At 46.2% G+C, this 12792-nt stretch carries 6 protein-coding genes and 2 rRNA genes; 7 read left to right on the forward strand and 1 reads right to left on the reverse strand.

Translation table 11 applies throughout. The features are described from left to right. Nucleotides 1–10 precede the first annotated feature (10 nt). From celB to tyrS, 5 genes are all read left to right on the forward strand, one after another. Nucleotides 11–1318 (forward strand): PTS cellobiose transporter subunit IIC, encoded by a 1308-nt coding sequence (celB, locus tag NYR25_00915; GenBank protein UWF34001.1) that lies wholly within the window; start codon nt 11–13, stop codon nt 1316–1318. 229 nt (nt 1319–1547) lie between these two features. Next, a complete protein-coding gene (locus tag NYR25_00920) occupies nt 1548–2015 on the forward strand; it encodes a hypothetical protein (protein UWF34002.1) in 468 nt (155 codons plus the stop codon). A gap of 109 nt (nt 2016–2124) precedes the next feature. Then, nucleotides 2125–2763, forward strand: coding sequence for an SDR family oxidoreductase (locus tag NYR25_00925; protein ID UWF34003.1), 639 nt, complete (start codon nt 2125–2127; stop codon nt 2761–2763). 388 nt (nt 2764–3151) lie between these two features. After that, complete coding sequence (gene pepV, locus NYR25_00930; GenBank protein UWF34004.1) at nt 3152–4552, forward strand: dipeptidase PepV; 1401 nt, start codon at nt 3152–3154, stop codon at nt 4550–4552. A gap of 303 nt (nt 4553–4855) precedes the next feature. Beyond that, nucleotides 4856–6109, forward strand: a complete 1254-nt coding sequence (gene tyrS, locus NYR25_00935; protein ID UWF34005.1) for a tyrosine--tRNA ligase — start codon at nt 4856–4858, stop codon at nt 6107–6109. A gap of 68 nt (nt 6110–6177) precedes the next feature. Here tyrS and NYR25_00940 read toward each other — a convergent pair whose 3' ends face one another. Beyond that, on the reverse strand, nt 6178–7512 hold the full coding sequence (locus NYR25_00940; protein UWF34006.1) for an MFS transporter: 1335 nt from the start codon (nt 7510–7512) through the stop codon (nt 6178–6180). 465 nt (nt 7513–7977) lie between these two features. Between NYR25_00940 and NYR25_00945 the strand changes: the two genes are divergently transcribed. Continuing rightward, nucleotides 7978–9554, forward strand: a 16S ribosomal RNA gene (locus NYR25_00945). A 221-nt stretch (nt 9555–9775) separates the two neighbouring features. After that, nucleotides 9776–12698, forward strand: a 23S ribosomal RNA gene (locus NYR25_00950). Together the 16S and 23S rRNA genes form the textbook arrangement of a ribosomal RNA operon. Nucleotides 12699–12792 lie beyond the last annotated feature (94 nt).

Consider the following 12792-nt stretch of genomic DNA (forward strand, 5'->3'; position numbering starts at 1 on the left):
GGTTGTTGTAATGGGTGACAACAATAAAACCAATGCATTTGCTGAAAAGCTGATGCCTTTGGCAAGTAAAGTAGCATCTTCTCGTCACTTGGTAGCACTGCGGGATGGGTTCGCGCTAGTTATGCCACTGATTATTATTGGGTCAGTGTTCATGATTATTAGTCAATTCCCAATTCCAGCTTATTTAAACATGATGACGAGTTTGTTTGGTGCCGGTTGGCAAGATACGGTCGGCTGGGCTACCAACGCAACGTTTAGTATTATCGGGATGGTAGCGGTAATCGGGATTTCGTTTGAATTGGCGAAGTCCTACGATGGAATTGACGCCATTTCGGCAAGTATGGTTTCCTTAGCGGCATTTATGTTAACGATTCCATTAAATGTCGACAAGGCGGGAGCGGTTTGGGTTCCGCTAACTCAATTAGGTTCAATGGGCTTATTTGAAGCCTTGCTGATTGGACTGTTCGTAACCGACGCCTTCGTTTGGATGATTCATAAGGATTGGCAATTTAAGATGCCAGACACGGTCCCACCTGCTGTAGGTCACGCCTTTTCATCATTGATTCCTGGATTTGTAATTATTTTAGGAATGTGGCTATTACGGCTTTTGGTTAGCTTTACCGACTTTAAGACGATTCCAAACGTAATCACGGTAATCGTTTCGCAACCATTGAACGCGGTTGGGGGATCAATCTTCGGGATGCTAGTTGCTGAATTCTTCGTTGTCTTCCTATGGCTATTCGGTATTCATGGTTCTAACGTAGTTGGTGGGATCATGGCGCCGGTTTGGTTAGGTAAGATGGCGGAAAATGCTGACGCTGCGAAGGCGCACAAAGCATTGCCAAACATCGTTACCCAACAATTCGTGGATAACTTCATTCACTTCGGTGGTGCTGGTGAAACCTTAGCATTGGCCTTTATGCTGATGTTCTTGGCAAAGTCAGAAAACTTCCGGGCCATTGGTAAGCTAACTGCGATTCCGGGCTTGTTTAACATTAACGAACCAATTATCTTCGGGGTTCCAATGGTATTGAATCCGGTAATGGCGATTCCGTTCGTTATTGTTCCATTGATTTCGGTAGTAACCACTTACTACGCAATGAAGTTCGGGTTGGTTGCTAAGCCACTTGGAATTGCGGTTCCATGGACCACTCCGCCACTGATTTCTGGTTACTTGGCAACTGGTAAGATTTCGGGTGCGGTAATTCAATTAGTTAACCTAGCAATTGGTGGACTAGTTTACTACCCATTCTTCAAGATTGCTGACCGTCAAGCTCTTCAACAAGAAGAAGCAAAACGCGCAGAAATGAACGCTTAGAAAATAAAAATGTGGCTAAACGAGTAAAGTTTAGTCGCATTTTTTTGATAAGAAACGGCAATGTCAAAGGCTGGTCAAAAAATGTTATTACGAATAACCAAGCTAACTAACGTAATGAGGGTGCTGGTTAGTTCGTAAATTAGAAACCGCCTGCATGAAATTATGTAATGGTTTATGATGGTGAAGAAGGCGATAAAGCGCCTCATTTAGGGATGGGAGATTGATTTTAATGAGTAAACATAAGCAAAAAATGACTTCTGAGCAACGAACGCAACGCGCCCAAAATGCTCAGAAAGTGATTGCCAACGCGCGTAAGCCTCGGCTAATGATTAAAGACTTGCCCGGATGGATGCAAAATGCAGCGTTAAACCGATTCAACTGGTTGCGCTGGTTGCCCTTTATCCCACTGTTGATTGTGATTCTCACAGCGCCAATGCTACAAAACGAAGTTCCAGCTACGTTAAAGGCTGATGGTGGGATGATTAACAAAAATGCGTTATTTTTGGTGCCGTTTGCTTGCCTACTGGGCGCATACGGCTGCTGGATTGCGATTAAATCCCGGCGGCGTGCTGATCACGTAGATGGAGACGTAAACCGGTTTGCATTGATGGAAATGGAAACCATCATCGGGGACCTGTTGGTAATACTGATTTGTACCGTCATCTCCATTTGGCAAGTCTTTGTAGCCTTTCACTAGAACACTATAAAATGTATATAATGCTGAAGGTTTGCACCCTATACCGAAAAGTGTTAATACTTGCTGATTTTTTGTAAGCGGTTAAAATCGATAGTGGAGGTTGATAAAAATGACAAAAAAAGTATTAGTTTTAGGAGCACACGGGCAAATTGCTCAATTAGCAGAAAAGGAATTTATGGAAGAGACCGACGATGAGCTGAAGCTTTTCTTACGGAATGCTAAGCGGCTCACTCCATCTAACCCTGACCGGGAAACGGTAATTGACGGGGATGCGACTAACGTTGACCAATTAAAGGACGCCATGCAAGGAGTTGACGCGGTTTACGCTAACCTTGCAGGCAATAACATCGCCGATCAAGCCAAGGCAGTCGTTGAAGCAATGGACGCGACCGGCGTTAAGCGCCTCGTTTGGATTTCTACGCTAGGAATTTATGACGAAGTACCGGGCAAGTTTGGGGAATGGAATAACTCCACGCTAGGTAGCTACCTCACACGTTACCGGTCAGCTGCGGACGTTATCGAAGCTAGTGACCTAGATTATACGGTGGTTCGGCCAGCATGGTTGACTAACCACGATGAAATTGAATACGAATTTACTCAAAAGGGCGAAGACTTCAAGGGAACGGAAGTTTCACGGAAGAGTATCGCACACGTAGTAGTTGATTTAATTCAAAACAATACGGAAATTAAGCATTCTATCGGGGTCAATAAACCTAATACCGATGGTGACAAACCAAGTTGGTATTAGTACTTAAGTTAGTTACCCTGACCGACCGGAAGCACTCGAAATGAAGCGAGAAAAATAAGGGTCGGATAGTTGGTGAATGTTAATGAAAAATCGGCAATTATGCTTTAACTGGCATGGTTGCCGATTTTAGGTTAAGTGGCGCAACCGAATTTTTGAATTAGTGTTATTTCGTTGGGTAAAGACAACAGCCTAAATGCTGTTCAGTAATTTTTAGGAATCCGATTTTGTCAGTTGGGAGCTCTCCAACCGGCATTCATGAGTGGAAAAATCTCGGGTTAACTAATTAGTAAGTTTCGCGGAATTCTTGCCTCGGATGAACGTTATTCTGTATAATTCATACTATAGTTACGACAAGTTTTGATGAAAAATATAAAGGTGGTATTAGCCCATGAATATTGATTGGAAAGCAGAAGTTGAGCAACGTAAAGATCAAATGTTAGAACGTCTAATGGAATTGTTGAAAATTGACAGTTCTCGCGATGTAGAACATGCCGAAAAGGATGCACCACTTGGTCCGGGACCTAAGGCAGCCCTTTTGAAGATGTTAGAATTCGCCGAAGCAGACGGATTTACAACCAAAAACGTTGAAAATGTGGCAGGTCACGTCGAATATGGCGACGGCAAAGAAATTTTAGGTATTTTAGGACACCTTGACGAAGTTCCCGCTGGTGAAGGTTGGGACACCGATCCGTTTGCGCCAGTGGTCAAAGATGGCCGGATTTATGCTCGGGGAGTTAGCGATGATAAGGGCCCCGTTTTGGCTGCTTACCTAGGGTTACAAATCATTAAGGACCTTAAGTTGCCAGTTTCTAAGAAGGTGCGTTTGATTTTAGGAACTGATGAAGAGTCCGACTGGTACGGAATGGACCGCTATTTGGCAACTGAACAAACACCCGACTTCGGTTTTTCACCAGATGCCGAATTCCCAATTATTAACGGAGAAAAGGGAATTGCTTCTTTCGAAGTTGAAGTTCCCGCACAATCAGCAACTGGCGATTTTGAATTACAATCTTTCAAGGGCGGAATCAAGGACAACATGATTCCTCGTGAAGCTAAGGCAGTTGTCTTAGCGAAGGCAGACGTGGACGAAGCGGCTTGGCAAGCTGAATACCAAGACTACCTAAGTGAAAACGGCCTTACCGGGGCGATGAGTGTTGACGGTCAACAAATCACCTTTGACTTAGTAGGTAAGTCTGCACACGCTTTGGAACCAAAAGCCGGCTTGAATGCGGCAACTTTCTTAGCCGACTTCTTAAACCGTAAAGTAGCTAACGATTACCTCAAATTAATTGCGGAAAAAATGCACCTAGATTCACGAGGACACCAATTGAAGATTAATACCGTGGACCCTCAAATGGGTGATTTGACGGTTTCACCAGACTTGTTTGATTACCAAGCGGGACAAGCTGGTACGGTAATTATCAATATTCGTTACCCACAATCCATCTCTACGGATGAAATCATTAAGAACGCGACGGCAGCGTTGGCTGATTTCGAGGCTAAAGTTGCTTTACATGGTCACGCACAAGAACCACATTACGTTCCTGCCGACGATCCGTTGGTAAAGACCTTGCTTCAAATTTACACGGAACACACCGGAGAAGCAGGACAAGAAATGGTAATTGGCGGGGGAACCTACGGCCGGATTTTAGAGCGCGGGGTTGCCTTCGGGGCGCAGTTCCCTGGTCGGGAAAACGTTATGCACCAAGCTAACGAATACATGGCAATTGAAGACATTGTCAACGCGGCCGCAATCTACGCTCACGCAATTTATGAATTGGCTAAATAAGGTTGACACTAGTTTGAATTATCCGTAAAATTAACAGCGATATTGAAGCAATGAAGTAGCCTAGTAGCGGGATGGGTTCAGCAATTAGAAATCTGGTGGATGCTGCAAACCAGACTGACCCATTCGGTGAATTACACTATGGAGCTTTCTGCTTAAAAGAACGGATCATCTCGTTATCGATGTTGAGCGGAGTGTAATAACTCAATTCAAGGTGGTAACGCGGAATTTTTCGTCCCTGATCAGTTGATTAGGGACGTTTTTTATTCCATTGATGATTAATAACAGAATGGAGGGTACTAACTGATGAACATTATTGACGAATTAGATTGGCGGGGCGCGATCAATCAGCAAACCGACGAAGAAGGTCTTAAGAAATTAACTGAAGAAAAATCAATTGGCTTATACGCAGGAATTGACCCAACTGGGGACAGTATGCACATCGGTCACTTGATTCCGTTCATGGTTTTGAAACGATTCCAACAAGCCGGACACAAACCGGTAATCTTAATCGGTGGCGGAACGGGTTCAATTGGGGATCCGTCAGGTAAGAAATCCGAACGGGTTCTCCAATCCATGGAGCAAGTTCACCACAATGAAGAAGCCTTGAAGAAGCAATTGGTTAAATTCTTTGGTACGGATAACTTCCGAATCGTGAATAACTACGACTGGCTTTCAAAAATGTCCTTGCTGGATTTCTTGCGCGACTACGGAAAATTATTCAACGTTAATACAATGTTAGCTAAGGATATCGTGGCTAGTCGTCTAGAAGTCGGAATTTCCTTTACCGAATTCACGTACCAAATTTTGCAATCGGTCGATTTCTTGCATTTGTACAAACACGAAGACGTGCAATTGCAAATTGGTGGTGGTGACCAATGGGGAAACATCACGGCTGGTACTGATTTGATCCACCGGATGGAAGGTCAGGATGCCAAGGTTTACGGTTTGACAATTCCGCTATTGCTAAAGGCGGACGGAACGAAATTTGGTAAGTCAGAAGGCGGCAACGTTTGGCTTGATCCTGAAAAGACGACCCCTTACGAATTCTATCAATTCTGGTTAAACCAAGACGACCGTGACGTGGTTAAGTTCTTGAAGTACTTTACTTTCCTTAGCCACGAAGAAATCGAGCGGTTAGCAGAAACGGTTAAAACAGCTCCTGAAAAACGCGAAGCACAACGGCGTTTGGCAGAGGAAGTTACGGAATTCGTCCACGGTAAGGCTGCGGTTGAAGAAGCACAACATATTTCAGCAGCCCTCTTCTCTGGGGATGTGAAGGACCTCACCGCAAGCGAAATCGAACAAGGTTTCAAGAACATGCCAAGTGTGGAAGTTGAAAACAAGAAGGAAAACATTGTTTTGTGGTTGGTCGACACCACGAAAATTGAACCATCTCGGCGGCAAGCTCGGGAAGATATTAAGAACGGTGCCATCCGAATTAATGGAGAAAAGGTTACGGATGTGGATGCCGAAATTGATCCAGCTAGTCATTTTGACGGCAAATTCGTGATCGTTCGGCGCGGTAAGAAGAAGTATTTCTTAGCACGGGTAAAATAATTAGCAATAAAAAGGGTTCGCAACAAACCAAGTTAGGTTGTTGCGAACCTTTTTTGTTAGGTAAGACATTACTTGTGAACGTCTTTGATTTTAAAGGCTAGGAAGAGGGCGCAGATTTCTAATAGTAGAAAACAACTAAAAACGCCCAAGAAATTGTCGGTACCTAAAATGACGGTGGCAATTACCACGGCCGTTGAACCCAGGACCTGGCGAACGGTGGCAATGATGGACGAACCGTGCGGAATCAAATTATCAGGTAACGAGTTGGCACCGAGCGTCGTGGCGGGCATCATTACAAAGGCGTTTCCGGCTTCCACCACCATGGTAGCCAGAATGGCGATTACCAAGCTTTCTAAAAAGACGTTGAGAATCATTAACGACCAACCCGCGATGAAGATGCCGATTCCGATGATCATGACGGGTTTAAAGCCGATCCGGTCAGCTAATTTACCACTTTGCCGGTTAAGCCAGGATAAAAGGGCGGCGGCAGGAACTAATGCGAGCCCCGACCAAAATGGCGAAAGGTGTAAAACTTGTTGGAAATAAAGCGGCATGATGATGGTGACGGTAATTAACGACATGTATGCAAGTGCCGTTAGCAAAACCCCAAGGTCGAAATTTTTAATGCGCATAATTTCTAGGTGAAGCAGCGGGTTAGTTAAGTGGAACTGGCGAATAACGAACCAGGTTAACATTCCTAACGAGACTACTAAAATGATGGTGAGTGCAAGGTTCCAGCCTTGTTGATTAATTTCGTTGATAAAATATAGCAAGCCGATAATTCCCAAAGAAAGTAGTACCGAAACAAAGTCTAATTCGGAATGACTTTGCTGCACAGGGCTAACGATGGTTTTGAACGCTAGTAGGGTAACCAGAATTAACAGGCAGTTGAAGAAGATAAAAATTGATTGCCAATTAAAGATTTGTAGAATTACTCCAGAAAGAATCGGACCCACTGCGAGGGCTGAACCCATTACTAGGCCAACGGTTCCCATGGTAGCTCCCCGTTGTCCTTCGGGAGTGATCTGTAAAATTACCGACTGGTACGTGGGAAATAGCACCCCAACGGAGAAACCTTCCATTAGCCGACCGACCATCATTAAGGCGAAATTTGGCGCAAAAATAATGATGAAGGTTCCGATAATGAAGATTAGCAACAGACTGATGTACATTCGCTTGAAATTGAGGTTGTTCAGCATCCACGGTGATAGGGGCATCACCACCGACATGATTAACATGAAGCCGGTAGTGAGCCAGGCGACCGTGCTAGCCGGTAAGTTAAAGTAATGCATGAAGGTGGGGTAAGCAGTTGAAAGGGATGATTGGCTTATCGACATGGTAAACGTCCCAAGTAATAAGGTGGCAACGAACCACCGGTAAGCTTTCTTAGATAATGAAGTCATAAAATAAGTCGCTTCCTTTGTTTTGTTTATAACAGTTCTAAAGTACAACATGAATGAACGGCTGTAAAGGTGGTTTATTAAGGGATAAGGAAGCACATTTAAAATTTATTACAGGTAAATACAACTTTTTGAACAAAAATTAAAATAAATGTCACAAAAGTGTTGACGGGTGCCGAAGATGAGTGTATAGTATATTTCTGTTGTCGCGAGGAACAACGTCATTGATTCTTCAAATTAATTGAAATTAATCCTTGACATTAATTGCTCATCACGATATACTTAAAAAGTTGTGTTAAACGACTTAAACGTTGTTAGCTCAACGATGGTAGATCTTTGAAAACTGAACAAAATTTTGACAAACGATCGTGTGAGGACTCGCAAATCAATATGATTTAGTGAGAACAAACATGCGAAGTCAATTCGCAAAAACAAACAATTAATGAGCTTGAAAAAGACTCATCATTTTAATATGAGAGTTTGATCTTGGCTCAGGATGAACGCTGGCGGCGTGCCTAATACATGCAAGTCGAACGAACTTCCGTTAATTGATCAGGACGTGCTTGCACCGAATGAGATTTTAACACGAAGTGAGTGGCGGACGGGTGAGTAACACGTGGGTAACCTGCCCAGAAGCAGGGGATAACACCTGGAAACAGATGCTAATACCGTATAACAGAGAAAACCGCCTGGTTTTCTTTTAAAAGATGGCTCTGCTATCACTTCTGGATGGACCCGCGGCGCATTAGCTAGTTGGTGAGGTAACGGCTCACCAAGGCGATGATGCGTAGCCGACCTGAGAGGGTAATCGGCCACATTGGGACTGAGACACGGCCCAGACTCCTACGGGAGGCAGCAGTAGGGAATCTTCCACAATGGACGCAAGTCTGATGGAGCAACGCCGCGTGAGTGAAGAAGGGTTTCGGCTCGTAAAGCTCTGTTGTTAAAGAAGAACGTGGGTGAGAGTAACTGTTCACCCAGTGACGGTATTTAACCAGAAAGCCACGGCTAACTACGTGCCAGCAGCCGCGGTAATACGTAGGTGGCAAGCGTTATCCGGATTTATTGGGCGTAAAGCGAGCGCAGGCGGTCTTTTAAGTCTAATGTGAAAGCCTTCGGCTCAACCGAAGAAGTGCATTGGAAACTGGGAGACTTGAGTGCAGAAGAGGACAGTGGAACTCCATGTGTAGCGGTGAAATGCGTAGATATATGGAAGAACACCAGTGGCGAAGGCGGCTGTCTGGTCTGTAACTGACGCTGAGGCTCGAAAGCATGGGTAGCGAACAGGATTAGATACCCTGGTAGTCCATGCCGTAAACGATGATTACTAAGTGTTGGAGGGTTTCCGCCCTTCAGTGCTGCAGCTAACGCATTAAGTAATCCGCCTGGGGAGTACGACCGCAAGGTTGAAACTCAAAAGAATTGACGGGGGCCCGCACAAGCGGTGGAGCATGTGGTTTAATTCGAAGCTACGCGAAGAACCTTACCAGGTCTTGACATCTTCTGCCAACCTAAGAGATTAGGCGTTCCCTTCGGGGACAGAATGACAGGTGGTGCATGGTTGTCGTCAGCTCGTGTCGTGAGATGTTGGGTTAAGTCCCGCAACGAGCGCAACCCTTATTACTAGTTGCCAGCATTCAGTTGGGCACTCTAGTGAGACTGCCGGTGACAAACCGGAGGAAGGTGGGGACGACGTCAAATCATCATGCCCCTTATGACCTGGGCTACACACGTGCTACAATGGATGGTACAACGAGTCGCGAAACCGCGAGGTTTAGCTAATCTCTTAAAACCATTCTCAGTTCGGACTGTAGGCTGCAACTCGCCTACACGAAGTCGGAATCGCTAGTAATCGCGGATCAGCATGCCGCGGTGAATACGTTCCCGGGCCTTGTACACACCGCCCGTCACACCATGAGAGTTTGTAACACCCAAAGCCGGTGGGGTAACCTTTTAGGAGCTAGCCGTCTAAGGTGGGACAGATGATTAGGGTGAAGTCGTAACAAGGTAGCCGTAGGAGAACCTGCGGCTGGATCACCTCCTTTCTAAGGAATAATACGGAACCGCACACGAGTCAAAGTTTTGTTTAGTTTTGAGAGGTCTACTCTCACTTTTGTTCTTTGAAAACTGAATAATATCTATAATTTTCTAATTTTAATTAATCATAATTAAACCGAGAGAAAACCGCGTAATTTTAAAGAGTTAAACAAGATTAGTTCAAAATAATCGCAATACTCAATTAATCGCTTTACCGCAGGTAAAGTTAGGTTAAGTTAGGAAGGGCGCATGGTGGATGCCTTGGTACTAGGAGCCGATGAAGGACGGGACTAACACCGATATGCCTCGGGGAGCTGTAAGTAAGCTTTGATCCGGGGATTTCCGAATGGGGCAACCCAATAGTTTTAATCGACTATTATCCGCATCTGAATTCATAGGATGTGTGAAGGTAAACGTGGGGAACTGAAACATCTCAGTACCCACAGGAACAGAAAGAAAATTCGATTCCCTGAGTAGCGGCGAGCGAAACGGGAACAGCCCAAACCAAGAAGCTTGCTTCTTGGGGTTGTAGGACTGAACATTTGAGTTACCAAAGAGCTTGATAGCTGAAGGGCCTGGGAAGGCCAGCCAGAGAGGGTGACAGCCCCGTAAGTTAAATCAAACTCCCTCAGTTCAGGATCCTGAGTACGGCGGAGCACGTGAAATTCCGTCGGAATCCGGGAGGACCATCTCCCAAGGCTAAATACTACCTAGTGACCGATAGTGAACCAGTACCGTGAGGGAAAGGTGAAAAGCACCCCGGAAGGGGAGTGAAATAGTTCTTGAAACCATGTGCCTACAAGAAGTCAGAGCCCGTTAATGGGTGATGGCGTGCCTTTTGTAGAATGAACCGGCGAGTTACGTTCGTATGCCAGGTTAAGTTGAAGAGACGGAGCCGAAGCGAAAGCGAGTCTGAAGAGGGCGAATTAGTATGCGGATGTAGACCCGAAACCAAGTGACCTACCCATGTCCAGGTTGAAGGTGCGGTAAAACGCACTGGAGGACCGAACTCGTGTACGTTGAAAAGTGCTGAGATGAGGTGTGGGTAGCGGTGAAATTCCAAACGAACTTGGAGATAGCTGGTTCTCTCCGAAATAGCTTTAGGGCTAGCCTCGGAATTAGGATCGTGGAGGTAGAGCCACTGTTTGGACTAGGGGCCCGTCATGGGTTACCGAATTCAGATAAACTCCGAATGCCATCGATTTATGTCCGGGAGTCAGACGGTGAGTGATAAGATCCATCGTCGAAAGGGGAACAGCCCAGACCACCAGTTAAGGTCCCTAAATATATGTTAAGTGGAAAAGGATGTGGAGTTGCATAGACAACTAGGATGTTGGCTCAGAAGCAGCCACCATTTAAAGAGTGCGTAATAGCTCACTAGTCGAGTGATCCTGCGCCGAAAATGTACCGGGGCTTAAACATATTACCGAGACTGTGGATGCCACCATTAGGTGGCGTGATAGGAGAGCGTTCTAAGGGCGACGAAGGCAGACCGTGAGGACTGTTGGAGCGCTTAGAAGTGAGAATGCCGGTATGAGTAGCGAAAGATAGGTGAGAATCCTATCCACCGTATGACTAAGGTTTCCTGGGGAAGGCTCGTCCTCCCAGGGTTAGTCGGGACCTAAGCCGAGGCCGAGAGGCGTAGGCGATGGATAACAGGTTGAGATTCCTGTACTAGTTAAACTTGTTTGAACAATGGAGGGACGCAGGAGGCTAAGGAATGCACCCGATTGGAAGTGGGTGTCCAAGCCGTGAGTCTGAAGTCGAGTCAAATGCTTGATTTCTTAAGGACAAGCGGTGATGGGGAGTGAAATTTAAGTAACGAAGTTCCTGACGTCACGCTGCCGAGAAAAGCTTCTAGTTAGAGTTTAACTACCCGTACCGCAAACCGACACAGGTAGTCGAGGAGAGTATCCTAAGGTGAGCGAGAGAACTCTCGTTAAGGAACTCGGCAAAATGACCCCGTAACTTCGGGAGAAGGGGTGCTGATCGCAAGATCAGCCGCAGTGAAAAGGCCCAGGCGACTGTTTATCAAAAACACAGGTTTCTGCAAAATCGTAAGATGACGTATAGGGGCTGACGCCTGCCCGGTGCTGGAAGGTTAAGGGGATGAGTTAGCGTAAGCGAAGCTTTGAACTGAAGCCCCAGTAAACGGCGGCCGTAACTATAACGGTCCTAAGGTAGCGAAATTCCTTGTCGGGTAAGTTCCGACCCGCACGAAAGGCGTAACGATCTGGGCACTGTCTCAACGAGAGACTCGGTGAAATTATAATACCCGTGAAGATGCGGGTTACCCGCGACAGGACGGAAAGACCCCATGGAGCTTTACTGTAACTTGATATTGAGTGTTTGTACAGCTTGTACAGGATAGGTAGGAGCCGTAGAATCCGGAACGCTAGTTTCGGAGGAGGCGCAAGTGGGATACTACCCTCGTTGTATGAACCCTCTAACCCGCGCCACTAATCGTGGCGGGAGACAGTGTCTGGTGGGCAGTTTGACTGGGGCGGTCGCCTCCTAAAAGGTAACGGAGGCGCCCAAAGGTTCCCTCAGAATGGTTGGAAATCATTCGCAGAGTGTAAAGGCAGAAGGGAGCTTGACTGCGAGACAGACAGGTCGAGCAGGGACGAAAGTCGGGCTTAGTGATCCGGTGGTTCCGTATGGAAGGGCCATCGCTCAACGGATAAAAGCTACCCTGGGGATAACAGGCTTATCTCCCCCAAGAGTTCACATCGACGGGGAGGTTTGGCACCTCGATGTCGGCTCATCGCATCCTGGGGCTGTAGTCGGTCCCAAGGGTTGGGCTGTTCGCCCATTAAAGCGGTACGCGAGCTGGGTTCAGAACGTCGTGAGACAGTTCGGTCCCTATCCGTCGCGGGCGTAGGAAATTTGAGAGGAGCTGTCCTTAGTACGAGAGGACCGGGATGGACACACCGCTGGTGTACCAGTTGTTCCGCCAGGAGCATCGCTGGGTAGCTATGTGTGGATGAGATAAACGCTGAAAGCATCTAAGTGTGAAACTCGCCTCAAGATGAGATTTCCCATTGCCTTCGGGCAAGTAAGACCCCTGAGAGATGATCAGGTAGATAGGCTAGAAGTGGAAGTGTAGCGATACATGGAGCGGACTAGTACTAATCGGTCGAGGACTTAACCAAGTAGAACGTGGCAAGTAACTCGAAAGAAAATGTAGATATTATTCAGTTTTGAGGGGACAAAAGTTTTCTCAAGTGATAACGCAAGTTAGCACAG

The sequence above is a fragment of the Pediococcus acidilactici genome, assembly GCA_024970065.1.
GTDB classification, from domain to species: Bacteria; Bacillota; Bacilli; order Lactobacillales; family Lactobacillaceae; genus Pediococcus; species Pediococcus acidilactici_A.